The 18,879-nt window shown below is 45.6% G+C and carries 15 protein-coding genes; 2 read left to right on the forward strand and 13 right to left on the reverse strand.

Annotated features, from left to right (window positions below; genetic code table 11):
• Positions 1 to 99: 99 nt before the first annotated feature.
• From dgcA to AC3D28_RS18225, 9 genes are all read right to left on the reverse strand, one after another.
• Entirely contained in the window at positions 100 to 1,092 is a 993-nt protein-coding gene (dgcA, locus tag AC3D28_RS18185) for an N-acetyl-D-Glu racemase DgcA (RefSeq protein WP_488536227.1), read from the reverse strand.
• Between the two features lie 14 nt (positions 1,093 to 1,106).
• On the reverse strand, positions 1,107 to 2,111 hold the full coding sequence (gene dgcN, locus AC3D28_RS18190; protein ID WP_488536228.1) for an N-acetyltransferase DgcN: 1,005 nt from the start codon (positions 2,109 to 2,111) through the stop codon (positions 1,107 to 1,109).
• 88 nt (positions 2,112 to 2,199) lie between these two features.
• Complete coding sequence (locus AC3D28_RS18195; protein ID WP_488536229.1) at positions 2,200 to 3,093, reverse strand: LysR family transcriptional regulator; 894 nt, start codon at positions 3,091 to 3,093, stop codon at positions 2,200 to 2,202.
• Between the two features lie 104 nt (positions 3,094 to 3,197).
• Complete coding sequence (locus AC3D28_RS18200; RefSeq protein ID WP_488536230.1) at positions 3,198 to 3,593, reverse strand: DUF2391 family protein; 396 nt, start codon at positions 3,591 to 3,593, stop codon at positions 3,198 to 3,200.
• Between the two features lie 13 nt (positions 3,594 to 3,606).
• On the reverse strand, positions 3,607 to 4,452 hold the full coding sequence (locus AC3D28_RS18205; RefSeq protein ID WP_179885560.1) for a tetratricopeptide repeat protein: 846 nt from the start codon (positions 4,450 to 4,452) through the stop codon (positions 3,607 to 3,609).
• A gap of 806 nt (positions 4,453 to 5,258) precedes the next feature.
• Positions 5,259 to 8,360, reverse strand: a complete 3,102-nt coding sequence (locus AC3D28_RS18210; protein ID WP_488536231.1) for an efflux RND transporter permease subunit — start codon at positions 8,358 to 8,360, stop codon at positions 5,259 to 5,261.
• Positions 8,357 to 9,682 carry an efflux RND transporter periplasmic adaptor subunit gene (locus AC3D28_RS18215; RefSeq protein ID WP_488536232.1) on the reverse strand — a complete coding sequence of 442 codons (1,326 nt, stop codon included), beginning with the start codon at positions 9,680 to 9,682 and terminating at the stop codon, positions 8,357 to 8,359. The genes AC3D28_RS18210 and AC3D28_RS18215 overlap by 4 nt, the downstream gene beginning before the upstream one ends.
• Positions 9,672 to 10,322: a TetR/AcrR family transcriptional regulator gene (locus AC3D28_RS18220; protein WP_488536233.1), complete on the reverse strand. Its 651-nt coding sequence runs from the start codon at positions 10,320 to 10,322 to the stop codon at positions 9,672 to 9,674. Before AC3D28_RS18220 ends, AC3D28_RS18215 begins: the two co-directional genes overlap by 11 nt.
• Positions 10,323 to 10,535: 213 nt before the next feature.
• On the reverse strand, positions 10,536 to 12,119 hold the full coding sequence (locus tag AC3D28_RS18225; protein ID WP_179885561.1) for a BCCT family transporter: 1,584 nt from the start codon (positions 12,117 to 12,119) through the stop codon (positions 10,536 to 10,538).
• Between the two features lie 303 nt (positions 12,120 to 12,422).
• Between AC3D28_RS18225 and AC3D28_RS18230 the strand changes: the two genes are divergently transcribed.
• Complete coding sequence (locus tag AC3D28_RS18230) at positions 12,423 to 14,837, forward strand: beta-mannosidase (RefSeq protein WP_488536234.1); 2,415 nt, start codon at positions 12,423 to 12,425, stop codon at positions 14,835 to 14,837.
• 60 nt (positions 14,838 to 14,897) lie between these two features.
• Here AC3D28_RS18230 and AC3D28_RS18235 read toward each other — a convergent pair whose 3' ends face one another.
• Positions 14,898 to 15,152: a hypothetical protein gene (locus tag AC3D28_RS18235; RefSeq protein ID WP_098413613.1), complete on the reverse strand. Its 255-nt coding sequence runs from the start codon at positions 15,150 to 15,152 to the stop codon at positions 14,898 to 14,900.
• 150 nt (positions 15,153 to 15,302) lie between these two features.
• On the opposite strand from AC3D28_RS18235, the gene AC3D28_RS18240 reads away from it, so the two are divergent.
• Positions 15,303 to 15,662: a DUF6559 family protein gene (locus tag AC3D28_RS18240; RefSeq protein WP_098413614.1), complete on the forward strand. Its 360-nt coding sequence runs from the start codon at positions 15,303 to 15,305 to the stop codon at positions 15,660 to 15,662.
• A 69-nt stretch (positions 15,663 to 15,731) separates the two neighbouring features.
• On the opposite strand, the gene tyrS is transcribed toward AC3D28_RS18240, so the two are convergent.
• The 3 genes from tyrS to AC3D28_RS18255 all read right to left on the reverse strand — a co-directional run bounded on the left by tyrS (position 15,732) and on the right by AC3D28_RS18255 (position 18,782).
• Entirely contained in the window at positions 15,732 to 16,985 is a 1,254-nt protein-coding gene (gene tyrS / locus AC3D28_RS18245; RefSeq protein WP_488536235.1) for a tyrosine--tRNA ligase, read from the reverse strand.
• An 81-nt stretch (positions 16,986 to 17,066) separates the two neighbouring features.
• Positions 17,067 to 17,873 (reverse strand): helix-turn-helix domain-containing protein, encoded by an 807-nt coding sequence (locus AC3D28_RS18250; protein ID WP_488536236.1) that lies wholly within the window; start codon positions 17,871 to 17,873, stop codon positions 17,067 to 17,069.
• A gap of 129 nt (positions 17,874 to 18,002) precedes the next feature.
• Positions 18,003 to 18,782, reverse strand: a complete 780-nt coding sequence (locus tag AC3D28_RS18255) for a lipid-binding SYLF domain-containing protein (protein WP_488536237.1) — start codon at positions 18,780 to 18,782, stop codon at positions 18,003 to 18,005.
• Positions 18,783 to 18,879 lie beyond the last annotated feature (97 nt).

Consider the following 18,879-nt stretch of genomic DNA (forward strand, 5'->3'; position numbering starts at 1 on the left):
GTGACTTATTTCATTATGCGGTGGATTATTTCTTAATCGAGATCATAAACTTAGAGGTTCTGTCTAGTAGGTACAAGGTTCACTGAGTTTTTAGGTAGGTTAGTTGGAGAGAACGATTTCGCCCTCACGATAAACTAAGCTCGGTTCAACATCTTGACCCAGTAACACTGGACCATCGAGGTCGACCACACTGGCTTGTGCTGCGATCGGCAGTGCCGCGCGCATGGCAAGTGAAGTTCCAAGCATACAGCCTGACATGAGGTGAAAGCCGAGCTTTTGCGCTTCTTCAGCCAGTAGTAATGCTTCGGTTAGTCCCCCAGTTTTATCCAACTTGATGTTGACCATCTCATACTTGCCGACAAGTTCGTTTAATTGCTCTTTGGTGTGACAACTTTCATCGGCACACAGCGGAATGGGATGAGAAATGTTGGTTAACACATCATCACTGTCTTGCGGCAAAGGCTGCTCAATCATGGTGATATTTAATGGTGTGAGCTGAGTGAAAATGGCGGGCAAATCGAGGTGTTGCCAGGCTTCGTTTGCATCTAAAACGATGGTTGTTTGGGGAGACACGTTACGAACGGCGGTGACGCGTTCGATAATCTGCTCGCCATCGAGCTTCACTTTCAGCAGTTTAGCGCCTTTGAGCAAATAGGCTTGCGCCTGCCTTGCCATGGCTTGAGGTGTGTCGATGGAAACCGTCATGGCGGTCACAATAGACGTGGGTAGCTCAAATAAGTCATTAAGCTGTTGTCGGTGATTCAATTTGGCGAGTAGATGCCACAGCGCGCAATCCAACGCGTTTCTTGCTGCGCCGGCGGGTAATATTGATTGAAGTGTTGTTTTGATGGATGTTACATCGGCTTCTCCCTTAGGGGATAAAGCTTGTAGCTCGTGCGCAGCTTGAGAAATCGCTTTAATAACTGACTCCACCGACTCGCCATAACGAGAGTATGGTGTACATTCGCCTTGGGCGGTCACGCCTCTGTGCTCAATGGTTACACGGACGACGTGACATTCAGCCCGACTGCCGCGAGCGATGCGAAAGGGGGTCGTCAACGCAATCGTCACGGGCTCTACATGAATATTCATTTCACTGCTGTTCCTTAAATCGTAAGAATGTTGTCTGCCACAGTATCAACACCAAAACGAACTGGGTCGGTAACGGGGATACGATATTGTTCGCTCCAGTCTTGGCATAGCTGCCGCGCATCCTGTTCATCGATTGCCGACGTGTTTAAGCAAATCCCAACCAGCTGCGCTTGTGGGTTGGTGAGTCGTGCCGCTTGGAGGTTCGCTGCTATGGCCTGCTCGATGGTCGGCAGACTCGCATGTGGTAAGTTGCGAATGTGCGCACGACCAATCTCATGACACAGTACCAGTGCATCGGCTTGCGCACCGTGAAGTAAACCTAAACTTACGCCAGCAAAAGACGGGTTGAATAGTGACCCTTGCCCTTCAATAATGTCCCAATCGTGGTTACTAAACGTCGGGCTAATCGCTTCTACCGCACCGGAAATGAAATCGGCGACCACAGCATCGATGGAAATGCCGCTACCCGCGATGAGGATCCCGGTTTGACCCGTGGCTTGGAATTCGGCGCGGCAGTTTTTTCGGAGGAGTGCACTTTCTAATGCTAAAGCGGAGTACATTTTTCCTACGGAGCAATCTGTTCCTACCGTCAGTACTCGTTTGCCTAATCGTGCTTTACCATTGCCGACTTTAAGCGGCGCATCATAGTGGCGCACATCATGCAGTTTGGTGAAACCGCGCTGTTCGAGTAGAGAAAGAGGCGCAAACTCAGTTAGGCGTTGGTGCATCCCAGATGCGATTTCAAATCCCATTTCAGCCGCTTCGGTTAATGTGGCCTGCCAAGTTTTGGGGATCACGCCGCCAGGATTTGTCGTACCAATGACAAGCGTTTTTGCACCTTGTTGCTGCGCTTGTTGCAACGTCATGTCTGTGAGACCAAGCGATACGGTTTCTGACGTTAAGCGGAGTTGGCCTAGGCAAATATCAGGACGCCATTGATGGATGCCACGTGCCGTTTTTGCTGCGAGAGGGTCGGTGACATCACCAAGAAAAAGTAAATAAGGTTGAGCAATTTGCATGAGAGTTCCTTTTATCATCTGCATTGCTCATTAAGCTAGCGGGGCTAACCAAAGAAACCGAATGCTTATTTGTTGCTTGGGTATAATGCTAAGTTATAGGCTGCTCAATGCGTTGTTTTAGCGAGGAGATAAATGCTTTGGTCGCGATTGATTGTGGTGTGTGTTCGGCAAACAATATCGAAACAGAGAACGAGATGGTCGGAGAGAGCGTGTACACCGAAATCGCATCATCAGCGCGATATTGCCGAGCGGTCCAAGGGTCAACGATGGCGAATCCTGCCTGATGCTTCACCAGTTCTGCCGCGGCTGAATAGCTGCGTACGGTAATGTCATGTTGAGGGTGTTCTTGACGGGCCGATAAGGTTTGATGCAAGAGCAATCCAAGTGGATCACGACTATCTAAGCCGATAATGGGCATATTGTGCGCGATGATAGTCTCTAAACTCATTGATGCAGGCGTCGTTTCCAGTACGCCTTGTGGTGCTAATAAAACTAACTGTGTTTTGAAGAGCGTATCACTCAAAATCGCTGGTGGTGTTTCTTCTCCAAAAGCGATGGCCACGTCCAGTTCGTGCTGGAGTAACCCAGCGCATAGCTCGTCTTGATTCGCAGTTAATAGATCAAATGAGATGCCTTGTTCTTTAGATAATAAGGCGACCGTTGGCGCAAGCAAGTGTGTGGCTAAGACGGGCGGTGCTCCGACTCTTAAGTGTTGTTTCCCCTGCTTAACTTTATTGGTGAGAGAGCGAAATTGTCCCAGTTGCTGGTAGACCTTTTCTGCTTCTGGCAATAATGTTTTAGCTTCATGGGTTGGTACTAATCGCCCTTTGACTCGTTCAAAAAGAGTCAGTTTGAGCTGCTGCTCAGTGTGAGCCAAGATGCGGGTAACATTAGGCTGAGAGACATGTAACAAGCGGGCTGCAGCGGAGACTGTCCCAGTTTGCATAATGGCGTAAAAGACTTCTAGTTGCCTCAAGTTCACGACGAGCTTCCTTCCCTTAATTTGAACTAAGTTAGGATACCCAAGCTATTACTTAAGTGGTAGTCGTAAAGTGTGTGAACAGCTTAGATAACGAAGCCAGCACTCTATTCTTTGTCGAAACTGTCTACCACAATCGCACCCATAGAAGCGGGCATTGTGATCACGATGATCCGTTTTATGGCGACCACAGGGTCAGTTATAAGCGGTAGTTTATCAAGGCAAAATAATACTAAAGCGACCACTACAGCGGTGATCAAGTAAGCGATGACGACGCGGAAAACAAAAATCCACACCCGGTTTTTGATATGGCTTTGAAAGACGCTTTGGTAAGCGAAAAAGCTAAGGAAAATGACAGAAAGGCTTAACAGCATGAGAAGGTTCACCATCGGTAAGCTTTCTCCTAGTCGCCACGCTTCTTCGGAAAAAGAAATCGGGACGGCAAGGGCGAAAGCACCAACCAAGACTTGGCTGGCGTCCTCTAGGTTAAAGTGGCTACTCATGCTGTTAATTCCATTATTCGTGACTTAGGTTTAACAGCTTCTCAAATCGCTCATTACCATGCAGTAACTCAAGGTCTCGCTCATCGGCGAGTAAGTCACGAATGGATGGGCTGTATTCAATCGCGCGTTCTAAATCTTCAATGGATTGCTCTTCGATACCGAGGCGAGAATAAGCACACGCACGTTGATAAAGCGCAGGGCCGTTGGTGTAATCCACTTCAAGTACGCGGTTACAGATACTCAGTGCCCAATGGTATTCGTTGATTTCCATCGCCGCATCAGCTTTATAGGTCAACGCTTCTAGGTCACCTGGGCGGATCAACAAGATTTCATCATAGATCTCGATACGTTGCTCCGGTGTTTGAGAGCTTTGCGCACGCAGCCACAAGTTATGTATCTCATTGATTTTTTCTATTTCTCTGTTGTTTTCACTAATAATACGAGTTTTGCGTTTCAAGTCTCGTTCAAGAGCGAGGAACTTTTTCTCGTATTCTTGGGCGATTTTTTCTAATCGCTTATCTGCCATCTCTTTCGTGTTGTGTTTAAACTCACGTAATGACTGCCAACCGACGAAGGCGATCAGAGAGGCAACCCCTGCAATGATGTAGAAGAAGTAGGTCACCGTCACATTGGCGTAGTTCAATGACTTATCCGCCACCGTGAGTTCGCGATCGGTGATCTCCGTGATCATTCGTTTTTCTAAGCTCTGATAGTCCTGACGCAGAGATTTAAGCTCATCTAAAATATAGCGTTCCACTAATGGTCTATCTAATAACTCCGACTCTGAATACTTTTCTTCCGATGCCATGGTAGGCAAAGCAAGTATCAGTGAGAAAAAAATACCAATAAATAAGCGCATAAAACGTCCTTTTGCGGGAAGAGTACAGATAGACCATGCAACAATAGCAAATAGCACAAACGTTTAGCAAAGTTATTACAAAAGAAATATTTATTACCAAATATCTTGTGGTTACTTAAGGATAGTGTTTGAAAAACAGACTCTATTTTCATTCTTGTCAGATTGTGATTTGAGAGACTAGTGTTTATTCTTTTTTGCAAATTCTACGGATTAAGAGTGAGCATGGACGCGAAAGTGAAAAAATCACTTAAACCAATACTTAGCGTTATTATCGCCGGATCAGAGGGCGGCAATACCATCGGTAAGTGTTGATGATTATGGTGCGGATGAGTATAACGTGAATGTATGTGCCGATTTTCCCTAATTAATATTCTTTTTTATCGTTAAGAAAAAAAAGCCCACAAAGTAATGTCTTTGCGGGCTAAAAAGGGCACCACAATGGGTGTGTATTCATTTTTGGAGATGGTCAAATGTCCATATTGAAACCGATACTAGGCTAGGTGAGGGGCTTAGCATCAGTGCGACTAACGAAGCTAAAGTTAGCATTGTTGTTTTGGTTGTTAAAATGTTAATTTTTCAATCAATGGTTTCGTTATTGTTGCCTTTGGTTAATAAGTGTGTTGTTTGGGTGTGTTTAAACACGTTAGATTCTACATTAGAGCGTTCAATAAGTTTTGCATGCACCGTTAACGACTTTGATTTAGAACGGCTAGATCTTAAAATCGTTATCGCGTCTGCGAATCAAGTCCTGTTTGCGGAACCACGTATCTTAAGGTTACTTGGGTATCAGTCAGTTTATCGTGTAGCTAAATCTCTTCGTGCTTACGAACCAACCCGAAATCTGCCAAAATCGCATAAGCCGCTGGTATCATAAATAGCACCAATAAGGTAGAGGCAAAAATACCAAACACAATTGAGATAACCAGAGGTTGGATAACCTGCGCTTGCAAGCTGGTTTCTGTGAGCAGCGGCAGTAAGCCTGCTGCGGTTGTTATTGAAGTGAGGAATACGGCTCTAAAACGCTCTCGACTGGCTTTCACCACTGAGTTATGTACGTCATCACCTTCATCAATGTGATGACGTATGTATTGCACCAGAAGAATCGAGTCATTGACTACGATGCCGGCTAATGAAACAAACCCCATCATACTTGGCATACTTAAAGAGTGATTCAGTAGAATATGTCCCCAAACCACGCCAATGAAAGCAAGTGGAATCGCCAACATCACAACCAGTGGCTCTAAATAGCTGCGAAATTGATAACTGAGAATCGCAAATACGCCAAATAAACCAAGCATAAATCCTTTCGCCATAGACGATCCGGTTTCTGCCGTATCTTTCGCCTCTCCTTCAAAGTCGAAACGAAGCCCAGGGTACTTTTTCAGTAATTTAGGCGCTTCGTTTTGCTGGAATTGGCGAACGATTGCAGTGGAGTTGGCTTTGGTATTGTCGATGTCACCAAACACACTAATCGTACGCATGCCATCAATACGTTGGATGCGTACATAATTACGTTGGAAGTCGAGTGTCGCGATGGTCGCGAGTGGGATCTGGCTGCCATTCGCTAAGATGATCGGAAAGTTAGCCAATTGCTGTAAATCGCCCGCTTGTTGCTTATCAAGTCGTACTTCTATCGAAATGTTTTCAACACCGACTTGGATTTCATCTGCGGTTTGACCAAAAAACGCGGCCCTAAGCTGATTTGCGATTAATTGCCCATTCACGCCGTATGTTTCAGCCCCTGGCCGAAGTTTTATTAATACCTCTTCTTTGCCCTTGCGCATATCATCAAGTACGCCGTGAACACCAGAAAACTCATTAAGGTATTGTTGAATATCGATAGAAGCCGCTTTAAGTGCATCAAGGTCATTATGTTGAGCTCGGATTTCAATGGCACGGCCGCCCGGACCCATGGTCGGCTGCTTGAACACGAGTGAAATAGGATCGGCTAACTCACCGACATCTTCACGCCATGCTGCGATAAAATCATCGATCAGTGTGTTACGAGTTTCAGCCCCAAGTAAGTCCAGTCTAACCGTTGCAATATGAGGTCCAGACTCGTTGGCATCGGCATTGGCATTAAACTGGCTCGTGATATGTAATATCAGTGGATTGCCATTTTCAACTTGCTCTGTCCATGCTTTATCGAGTTTTTTCGCCGAGGCGATGATGTTCTCAACCACGACTTCCGTTTGAGTAAGTGACGCGCCCGGTGGGAGAATAATACGCGCTTCGACAACATCGCCGTCGAGCTCAGGGAAAGGTTGAAATTTCAGTAACCCGACGACTATCGTTGCTGCTGAGATAAGCAGTAGAGTAATCACACTGCCCATGAAAGCATAGCGATATTCAATCACGTTATCGACCGCGTTGACGAGCGTGGTATTGCGAAACTTCTCAAAGGATTTGAGCAATTTCTGTTTAAATTTAGGCGTAGATTTCTCTTCTTTTTGTTTATGCAGCGAGTGAGAAAGGTGATTAGGCAAAATTAAAAATGCCTCGATCAAACTTAAGCTCAGCACCAAGATGAGCACTTGCGGCACTGCTTTAAGCACCGCCCCCATTTGGCCTTGCAAAAAGAGTAGACTGCCAAAGATACACACTGTGGTAAGGAAAGATGAGACAACACCGGGCAGGACTTTCTTCACCCCCTTGATCACCGCATCATCTATTGTTTCTCCTCGATCAAGGTGTGCGGCAATAGATTCTGCTATCACGATCGCATCATCCATCATGATCCCAATTGCCATCAACAAGCCGACAAGAGACATGATATTAATGGACAGTCCAAGTTGCGCCATCAAAAACAAACCACCTAAGAAGGCGACAGGTAGACCAGCGGCAACCCAGAATGAATAACGAAAGCTAAAGAATAACCACATGGTGGCGAAGACCAAAGTGATGCCCTGCCAACCGTTTCTGACCATCATGGTAAGGCGATCCCATAATACCGATGAGAGGTCGTTGGTCATTTGCAGTGTCACGCCATCGGGCGCAATCGCTTGTTGATCTTTGACAAATTGAGCCACACGCTCTTTAATTCGCAACGCGTCGTCTTCTTTATTTTTGCTGATTTTCAACAGTGCAGAAGGATGGCCATCAAACAGAATTTTTTGTTCGTCCAGTTCAAAGCGATCAGTAATCGTGGCGATACTACCCAGACGAATGACGGACCCGTTAGGGGAAGCACCGATAACAATGGTGGCTAATTCTTCGGGTGTAATACGGCGTTCATCAAAACGAATGAGAAAGTTTTTATCGTCAGTTTCAATATTACCGCTAGGCAGTTTTACGTTTTGACGAGCAATTTGATTGGCAATATCACCCACGCTCAACCCCAACTGACGAATCGCGAGCGTATCAAGTTCTACTCGGTATTGATGATCTGAAAAGCCAGCGATTTCAACTAAAGAGACATCGTAGTCAAGCTTTAAGGTGCGTTTGAGCTCTTCTGCATACGATTTTAACTCCGGCCAAGTGGTATCGGCAGTCAGGGCAACATCGACGACGGGCTCATTCCAATCAAGTTCTTGAACCATTGGTGATTCTATCTCTTGTGGGAAGTCGTTAATGGCGTTAATTTGGGTTTGAACATCCACTAACAGACGGCCGATGTCAGCTTCTTCATTCAGCTTCAAAACGAGACGCGCAGAGCCTTCAATGGCCTCACACCGCGTCTCTTCGATATTTGCCAACCCATCTACCGCATCTTCCATGCGCACACAGAGGCTTTCTTCTACTTCTTGTGGTGAAGCACCGGGGTATATAACTCCGGCCAAAATATAAGGAGGAGCGAACTCAGGGAAGGTTTCGCGTTTAATGCTGGAAAGTGATGAGATACCTAAAATCAACAGGGTAAGCATCAGTAAGTTTGCAGCGGTCGGGTGTTTGGCGAAGAACCGGATCATGAATCAGGCTCCTCTGTGCTGACTGTTTCTTCCGATGCTTCCCGCAATAACATGCCGGGGATAGCCGGTAACAGATCATTAATGATCATCTTTTGGCCTTGTGTGAGTTCTCCATCGATCACCACTTGGTTATCGCGACGGAAAAGAACGTCGACGGGAACGATTTTCAGGCGCTTATCGTCACCGAATAGATAGATTCTATCACCATGTAACGCCCGCTCCGGTATCACCCAGCTTGGGTTTTCTTGACCAGTTACCCGTGCACGGACAAACATACCGTTCACCAAAGATGGGTTAGTACTTGAGTTTAGCGCACGATAGTCCTGTGGAATTTCTAGAATGATGCCGGTGGTTGCTTGGTTAGGATCAACGCTTTCACTAATGCGCACCACTTTAGCTGGCCAACGTGCAAAAAGGTTACCGCTACTCAGTTCTATTGAAGCATGAATTGTATCCATATCCGGTTGTGGGATGCCAAAATCATCATGCGCAAATTGACGGAAACTGGCGGCTAATGTTTGCATGTCATGAATCGACAGCTGAGCTTCAACTTCCATAACATCAATACCATGAGCGGTGATCATCGTTTGTTGAGGACTCACCACTTGGTTTTGTTCGATGTTGACGTTGGCAATGCGTAAATCGAAGGGCAAAGTGATGATGGTTTTATCCAGTGAGCGCTGCGCCTCATCAGCTTTTGATGCATTAATTTTTATTTGGGCTTCGGCCATTTTCTTTTCATCTGGCATTAAGCCGATTTGGTTTTCGATCTCTTGGACTAATTTACGCTGAGCCAGAACACTTTGTTCTTGTTGCTCCACTTCTGATTGGGAGGTTAAGCCCTTTTGACGTAAGTTTTGTTTACGGGCGAGTTCTTTGTTGGCGATGAGGAGACGGTTTTTTTCTATTTTAAGGGTGTGATTGAGGTTTGTTTCTTCTTGATTCAGTTTAGCTAAAGTGGTTTGTGCAGACTTGAGACTGGCTTGAGCTTGAACTAACTTCAGCTCGTAATCGAGCGGATCAATGCGTAAAACTTCCGCTCCGGCGGGTAGTACATTTCCTTTCTCCAACTGCGGATGGCGGTAAACCACTTTACCAGTGACCTCGGCGATCGCTTGCCATTCCACTTTGGGAATTACGTTGCCAAAGCCAATCGCAACAGGGGCGATCGCTTTCAACTCTAGCGGGATTGTTTCTACTAGCCTTGCGCGATCGCCTGCTGGTTTTACTGGTAAGTCCGGCTTAAGACGAATGGCTAAAAATAAAATAATGATTCCAATAGCAAGGGCAGGAAAAAACAGCAGTTTTTTATTAATGTTCATATTGGTCGCCCGAATCGAGGAATCCATGTTTCATCAGTTGTATGTTGTGTTCGAGTAATCGATCTAAAAAGCTTTCTGAGAGTTCAATGCCGTGAACCGCAAGCATGGCTGGTGGTGCGATAAAAGGGAATACCATTAAGCTAATGTAGGAAACGCGGCATAACTGTGGGTCGGCGTCTTTTCGCAGTACCCCACTATTGACCAGTTTGTCGAAGATAATGCCTTGCATTGGTTTACTGATATCGGTGAATACTTTTTCTAGCAATTTTCGCTGAGTATCAGACGCTGGTATGTGCATGACCTGTGCGATCAAGCGCGGAAACTGCGGTACCTTAATCATTTCACGGTAGTAGGTACGCATTAAGTCTAAAAAGTTTTGCTCGTTACTATTGGATACCAATGCCTGCATTTGCCTTTGCATTGGTGCAAGCGTTTCACGAAGCATTGTTTCGAACAACCCTTCTTTGTTACCAAAATAGTAGCGGATCATCGCCACGTTCACGTTAGCCTTTTGCGCGACCAATCGCGTAGATACCTTGTCGTAAGCCATGCTTGTGAAGAGTTCACGCGCATGAAATATCAGCTTTTCACGTGCCGCTATGCTGTTCGTTGGCCGACCTACCCGTCGATGAGCTTCCATGACTATCGCTTCTGAAAATATTAAACACTTGATTAATTATAAGACGCTGATTTCTTATGCGATATGTAAAAAATTAATCAGTATCGAAACAAATGATTAATTTGTGAAGGGGAACATCGAAAAGGTGTAATGAGTACTGCACTTTTTAGAGGGGTACAAAAAGAGCCCAATGAAGGGCTCTTTTTAATTCTTATCAATGTTTATAGTCGGTACTTAAACCAAACCTTGCTCTTTCGCCATTGTGCTTGCAACGCGAGGTGCTTTCCAAATGCTTGGCAGCAAGATGAAAGAAACAGGCACCGCGGTAATGACGATGAAAGATTGCAGCGCAGAGATACCGCCAGAGCCCATCGAGATGAGTGCGATAGCTACGATACCCATGATCAACCCCCAGAACGAGCGAATAACCGCGTTTGGTTCTGTAGAGCCAGTCATAACCACACTGATGGTGTAAGTCATTGAGTCACCTGTCGTGACGATAAACGTTGTCGTTAAGATCAAGAACAGGACAGAAATGAGCATCGGGTAAGGCAGTTGACCAGTAATCGCGAGTAGTGCGGCTGGTAAGTTAAAGCCTTCAAATGCAGATGAAATTAAGCCTGGGTTATCAAGCTCAAATGCTAGACCACTACCACCCACAATGCTAAACCAGAAGCATGTGATAAGCGGTGCAGCAACACTAATAGCCATGATCAATTGGCGAATGGTGCGACCACGCGAGATGCGAGCAATAAAAATTGCCATCATCGGGCCGTAACCGATAAACCAACCCCAGAAGAATACTGTCCACCAGCTTAACCAATCAGTATCACCACGGTAAAGCGCCATTGGGAAGAAGTTATCTACCATGCGGCCAACGCCTTGAACGTATCCGTCCACAATAAAGCTCGTCGGACCGAAAACTAGGATGTAACCAATCAAAAGTACTGATAACACAATGTTGTAGCGACTGATGATTTGAATACCTTTACTCAAGCCACTGAGTGCTGAAAGGGTATACATTAGGATCGCTGCCATGACAACCATGCTTTGAGTAAAGAATGTATCTGGCAAGCCGAACAGAGAGTTCAATGCGTAGCTGATTTGCAGACCTAGGAATCCAATAGGGCCGATTGTACCTGCCGCGACAGCGACGATGCTACATGCGTCAGCGACATTACCAATCCAACCATTAATCGCTTTATCACCAAACACAGGGTAAAGCAGAGTACGTGGTTTAAGAGGTAGACCTTTATCGTAATGTAGATGCATCAGCACAATTGAAGAGAGACCACCAAGGATCGCCCAAGCTAAAAAGCCCCAGTGCATAAATGACTGCGATAGCGCATTGATTGCAGCCGTTTTTGGTGATGCTTCACCATATAGTGGCGGAGCCGAGACAAAGTGAGCGATAGGCTCAGCGGCTGCCCAGAATACCCCACCGCCTGCAAGTAGGGTGCAGAGTATGATTGATAACCACTTAAAGTTATCAATATCTGGTTTCGCTAAACCACCCAGACGCACATAACCTGTGCGACCAAACGCAAGAACCAAACCAATAAGGAAATTGAGAAGAAGCAATACTTGCCAGTAAGCTCCGAAATATTTAGTAGCAAAGCCGAAGCCGGTATTAACCATTGCGGTTAGAGAGTCGGTATTCGTTAGAGCAAGCAAAACGAATAGAGTGAGGAAGCTGCCACTTAACCAAAAAACAGGGTTAGTGAGTTCGAGGCGCTTGAATAAAGAAGGGGGATGGATCGCAGAATAGTCAGCATCCTGAATAGGAGCATGGGAGGCGGCATTCGTCATATTTGACATAATTACTTCGCTTTTTAGGGCCATGAAGCCGTGCATTTCCCCTCATAACGATTCTATGAAAAGTATGAAGGTGTTTAAAAAGCCGATGATATTAGCATATAGAAGCTGAAAATATAACCTTATATTTTTCTTGATTTTTGACGTTTTATCTAAGTCACTGATTTATTGGTAGAGATCGTCTCCATAATTTTCTGTGAAATGCATCGCATTTCGTATGTAAATGACACTTTCCGTATTCTTGTAAGAACTTCTCAGGATTACATTGAGACAACTTGTTTCTTATAAAAACCGAGGTTTCACTCAATGACTCACTTCGAACTGAATGGACAATGGCTACTTACCTCGCCACAACGTCCAGATATCGAAATTCCAATGTCTATCCCAGGGGATAACGTGTCTGCACTTTTACAGGCAGGGCGCATTCCGGATCCTTACTTTGCGGATAATGAAGACAAAGTTCGTTGGATTGAAGAGTGCGATTGGCATATCTCGCGTGAGTTTGATCTAGACGCGTTGGTACTGTCTGCTAAGCAAGTTTGGATGACGTTAACTCGTGTCGATACCTTGGCAACTTTCTACATTAACGGCGAGCTAGTATTAACTTGCAGTAACATGTTTGCCCGACAACGTGTTGATATTAAATCTTACTTAAAGCAAGGCACCAATACGATTCGTGTTGAGTTCGCGAGAGTCGATTTAGAAGGACTGGCGCGAGCAGAAAAACTGCCATTTCCGATCCCCTCTGCGATGGGGAATAACCAAATTCCACATATGAATCTGATCCGTAAAACGCAATGCCATTCGGGGTGGGACTGGGGCATTTGTTTGATGATCTCTGGCATTTATGACCCCATCCAAATTGACGAGGTGAACGAACTGTGGTTGAAAGGATTCTCAACAGATCAGCAATGGCAAGACGATGGCAGTGTTATTATTGATGTCTTGGTGGAGGTAGAAACGGATTACCAGAGTCATGAAATCAGCGTTGAATTTAATGGCGAGATCCAAGCAATTCTCACTGAAGGAAGTGGTCTGTATCGCTACGCGTTCCATATGGATGAGCCTCAACTTTGGTGGCCTTCGGGTTATGGTGAAGCGCATCTTTATTTGATCACGGTTTTCAGCGGCGACCAACAATTATCTCGCAAGATAGGCTTACGTCAACTGAGCCTCAATAATCAAGCGGATGAGCATGGTTCCGCGATGGAGTTTGTGGTCAACGGCACTCCCATTAATGCGAAAGGGGCTAACTGGATTCCGGTTGATGCGATGCCTGATCGCGAATGTGAAAGCCGTTACCGTAACTTGCTGCAAAGTGCCGTCGATGCCAACATGAACATGATTCGGGTCTGGGGGGGTGGTCAGTACGAGAGTGAAACCTTCTATCGTTTATGTGATGAGTTAGGGTTACTCGTTTGGCAAGACATGATGTTTGCTTGCTCGTTGTATCCTTCTAATGAGGACTTCGTAACAAGTGTCGAGGCGGAGCTTCGGTTTCAAATTCAGCGCCTGAAAGAGCACCCATCCATCGCTTTGTGGTGTGGGGATAATGAAGTGATCGGCGCAATTGGTTGGTATGACGAATCCAAACATAACAAAGTCAAATATACGGTGAACTACGATCGCTTGAATCGTGTGGTTGAGCAAGTGATTACCCAGCAGGACAATACACGTCACTTCTGGCCGAGTTCACCGTGTAATGGCGAGTTAGACTTTGGCGATGCATGGCACGATGACAGTAAAGGCGACATGCATTTTTGGGATGTATGGCATTCTGGCAAGTCGTTTAGTGCGTATCTCGACATTAACCCTCGTTTTTGCTCTGAGTTTGGTTTCCAATCTTGGCCATCATTTGCTGAGGTAAAGCAGTTTGTACCAGAGCAAGATTGGAACATCACATCACCCACTTTCGAGCATCATCAAAAGAACCCAAGCGGCAATAGTATCATTACAGAAATGTTCACCCGCTATTTTCGTTTCCCGTCTGGTTTTGAGCAGATGTTGTATCTGAGCCAAGTGCAGCAAGCTATCGCCATCAAAACCGCTTGTGACCATTGGCGCGCGATTTCACCCGTGTGTCGTGGCATGCTGTATTGGCAGCTGAACGACAACTGGCCAGTGAGTTCATGGTCGAGTTTGGAATACAGTGGTCGCTGGAAGCAACTCCATTACCATGCGAAACGCTTTTTTGCGCCGCAGTATTTGGTGTTTTCTGAGCACACAGGCAAGTTGAGCTTGCATGTATTGAATGATGCGCAAGAGTCAGTCAGCGTACACGCACAGCTTAAGTGGGTGAATTGGTTGGGCGAAGTCAAGCAAAGTTGGCAATTAGAACAAACCGTACCGAACGACAGCAATACCATTGTTTGGCAGTTGGATGACGAGTTTGATGCATCAGAGCTTAAGTCTGGGTTCTTACATGTTGAGGCGCAAGTAGGTGAAGACCGAATCAGCAATACTTGGTTCAGCACCCATGAGTTAAAAACATTACCAATGGCACAAGCCAACATAAAAGTGGATATCGAAGGTAGCCGTATCTTGCTCACCGCAGACAAGCCAGCGTTTTTTGTTCATTTGGAAAGTGATGTGGATGGAAGGTTTAGTGATTCCAGCTTTACGATGTTAGCGAATACATCCGTTACCGTAGAGTATTTGGGAGAGGATATCTTCGGTATGAAGCAATCGTTACGCGTTTATCATCTCAACAGTGAAGACTAAGCATCTAAGCAAGGAACGGTGTGCTTCTTTTTTATCGCTGTTTGGCGGTTTGGATGATAACTACTTGAACTTTTGGTAAGTGCGATAGCTAGCGATAAACCCAATGTAAAATAGTGCGACGAGTGTGATAAACGCAGCAACGTGAGCGAGAATACTGTTTAGGCCCAAACCAAAGGCAAGAGTAAAAGCGAGTCCGTGAAAGGCTTCCGCCGGGATTTTATACCAAGCAGCATGGACGGAAGATCCAAATAAGATCAAGGTACTAAGTAAGACAATCGTGCCGCCCATAAAGCCGACCAATTTGCTGTTGTTCATGTTGCAGTCTCAGGTATTAGCGAGGTAACGTAACAAAATGTTTCAGAGGTGTATTATACAACGGATGGTGGGTATGAGTACTAGAGAAATTTCAATCAATAAAAATTAGGTTCTCTAATTTGGTATAAACCCAAGAGAGGAGTGAGTGACGTGTTGATGTATCTACAAAGGCGTCGTATCAAAAAAGTCATTAAACGGCTTAATGTTAAATTAGTTTCTGGCTACGGGAGTCGAGAGTATTTCTCAGTAGGGCAAGTATTGACAAGTGCCAGTGAGTTGAATAAACGCCAACAGAAAATTGCCTTAGCACTGTATGTGAATCCTCAAGATCTGTGTGTTGAAAACCAGCCAGATTTAAAACTTATGCGCCTAGATATTGCCCATGAATTTTTTAACGGGGCTGAATACACAGCACAAGATGTACTCAATTTACTCGGTTCTGGCGGTTGGAAAGGGGGGCGAATGGATGATGGTCTGTCCCATCACTTTGGTATGCACAGCCGATACTAGAACGAGCTAGCTTTGCATAACTGTAAAGCTAGCTCGCCATATTTTGTTACATGCGTTTTCGATACTTTGTTAAGCGATGCGCTTCACTAAGCAGAAATGCTTTTTACCGCGTTGAAGTAACCAATATTGATCAAACAGCGGGAAATTCAAACTCGGGTTCTCGCTAGATACTTTTTCGCCGTTGACGCTAATCGCGTTGTTGCGAATGTGCTCACGCGCCACACGCTTTGAGTTCGCCAGACCCGATTCAATCAACAGCTCAACCAAATCTTGTTGCGAGCTTGCAATGCTTGGTAAGCCGTCTAAGTCCAGTTGTTCTAATTCGCCTAAATTCAATTGCTGCACATTGCCGCTGAATAGTGCTTGAGTGATGCGCTCGGCACTTGCCAAACCTGCATCGCTGTGGACAAAACGTGTCATTTCTTCGGCGAGAATACGTTGTGCTTGTGGCTTGCCTTGGCTTGCTTGGTCTTGCGCTTCAATGTTGGCAATTTCTTCGCAGCTCAAGAACGTGTAGTAACGTAAAAAGTGGTAAACATCATCGTCTTCTGCGCCAAGCCAAAACTGGTAAAACGCGTAAGGCGACGTTTTGGTTGGGTCTAACCACACGGCTCCGCCTTCAGTTTTACCAAACTTAGTGCCATCGGATTTAGTAATCAGCGGAAGCGTCAAACCAAACACTTGTTCACTGTTTTGGCGACGGGTCAGGTCGATACCGCTAACGATATTCCCCCATTGGTCATTGCCGCCAATTTGCAGGCGGCAGCCATGTTGACGGTTTAGTTCGGCAAAATCGTACGATTGCAGCAGAGCGTAGCTAAATTCGGTAAAAGAGATGCCTTGATCCGGACGCTGTAATCGCTGCTTGACCGACTCACGATTAATCATGGTATTGATAGAAAAGTGCTTGCCGACATCGCGGAAGAAGTCGATCACGTTGATCTGCTGCATCCAATCTGCATTGTTGGCCATTATCATAGGTTTAGTCAGTTGATGAGCCATTAGCTGCTGGATTTGATGCGACAGATCGCTCACCCATCCAGAAACGGTCTCGGCGGAATTCAGGTTGCGCTCTGTTGCTTTAAAGCTGGGGTCACCGATCATTCCCGTTGCCCCACCAATCAACGCAATAGCTTGGTGCCCAGCATCTTGGAAGCGTTTAAGCATAATAAGTGGCACGAGATGGCCAATATGAAGGCTACCAGCCGTTGGATCAAAGCCGCAGTATACTGTTTGAGGCTCAGATAAAAGCGTTTGAATTTCTGCCAAATCACTGGCTTGTGCAATCAAACCACGCGCTTGTAAGTCTTGAATCAGTGTCATCGTTTTGCCTGTCTATGTTTTGGTTGGTTTCAGACTAAAACCTGACACCTTCAGCAGAAATATCCCATAAGGGATGGTTTTCTATTTTGAATGGGTGATGAGATGGTTGAGGAAAAGCTGAAAGAGTTCACTCAACGATGAAACGTTGAGCTGTGAGTAAATGCGCTTTCGATGGTTTTTTACTGTGCCTTGAACTAAATGGAGTCTGGCTGCAATTTCCTTAGTGTCAAACCCTTGAGCGAGGAGTGACGCCACTTCTTGTTCACGCCGAGTTAACGTATCGGCGCCAAATGTTGTCAAAGCTTGTTCAATGGCTATTCGGATACTGCCTGAATATGAACTCGCAGTAATGACAGGTTCTGACAAGGTAAACTCAGTTTGCTTCCAGTGCTGCTGGCACAGCGATTGAATTAATGAGAAGTAGGGTTGCAACTGACGAGTTTGTTGTTGAGAGAAACGCTGACCTTCTTGCATATATCCGAAGTAAAGCATGACCCAGCGCCCCGGCTCGATTTCGATGAGCATACTCAGTTCGTCTTTCCATCCTGTTTGATGATAGAACTGTTCGCAGTAAGATTGGAAATCAACGCCTTTGCGAGCAACGTCTTTTAGCGTAAAAATACCTTGTTGTTTGCATTCATTTAGTTTGAGAAAAAACGGATCGTTTTGAAACGTATTCGTGAGGTAGCGTTGGAAAAGTAATTCTCGCTCGTTCTCAATCGAATCATAGAGATAGATAGGATGTTTGCCTTCTCGATAACCTAAAATAACTGCGCAATCAAAGTGAAACAGAGTACGGAATACACGCATTAGCTTGGGAGTAAAGTTGGGCGTATTTAACGCAGAAATGGCTTCTGCCAGCAGATTATTAAAGTTATTGTCAGGCATGGGGTACCGAGTTGAAGGTGGTTTTGGGCAAGCATAACGAAAACCCATCCAACGAGGAAGGGAAGTGATCGCCTTCTTGTCAGTCCCCCTTAAAAAGTTGCGCAGTAATGCCGTTTTTTATGACTCGCGTTACTGGGAGTTGGTGAGTTCTTCGTTAACCCAATATTTGGAGCCAGACACGTTGGCATCGATGAGCAAGCCTTTTGCATTCAACTGATAAATGGCGACGCCACTGTTAAATTGCTTTGAAAGTTGCTCTGAGTCTTCGCCAGCTACAGCAGAGGCTTCACTCGTGGCCTCCCATCCTTCATTGACGAAAGTGTCAAAGTCTTCTTTGCTCTCAAACAGAACCACTTGTTGGTAAAATTTGCCGCCAGCCCCAAGTGCGACGCCCAAACCAAACATATTCATATAAGTGCGCTTTTCTGTTGCTTTATTTACTGCGACACCTGACCCTGAGTTGGTGTGAAACAACAAAGACAATTTACGAGAATCAAAGACCGCGTAGCCGTACGCGTTGTCGTAAATGGCTTTGGCCTCCGGCTTTTCATTAAACAACTTGAGCAAAGCACTATCCGCCATTAAGTCTACAGCTTGGCGAGCTTCTTCTGGCGTGTCGCCTTCCATCAGTTCATCAATTTTCTTGTCGGCTGCATCTATCCATTCTTTGCTTTTCTCGATACTGGCTTCTGTCCACTCGCCCGCGGTATTGATTGCTTCCTCGGACCAATTAGTGAAATCTTGCCACGCTTGTTTTGAAAAGGCTTTGGTATCGTCCCAAGCATCTTTAGCGGTGTCAGAAACCGCTTCGCCTAGCTCAGACATTTTGTTGGAAATATCATCCCAATCTGCGTAAGCGGGAGATGCGAGGAGCATCAATGTGGTAATGAGTGCGATAGACTTTTTCATCAAATTCTCTCTGGAGTTGTCGATACATCATTCATTCTAGGCCAACCTGCCCTAACAATAAAATTTACCGAGTGACGAGCTTGAGAGAGTGAGTGAT

This window comes from Vibrio sp. TAP-3B (assembly GCF_057784735.1).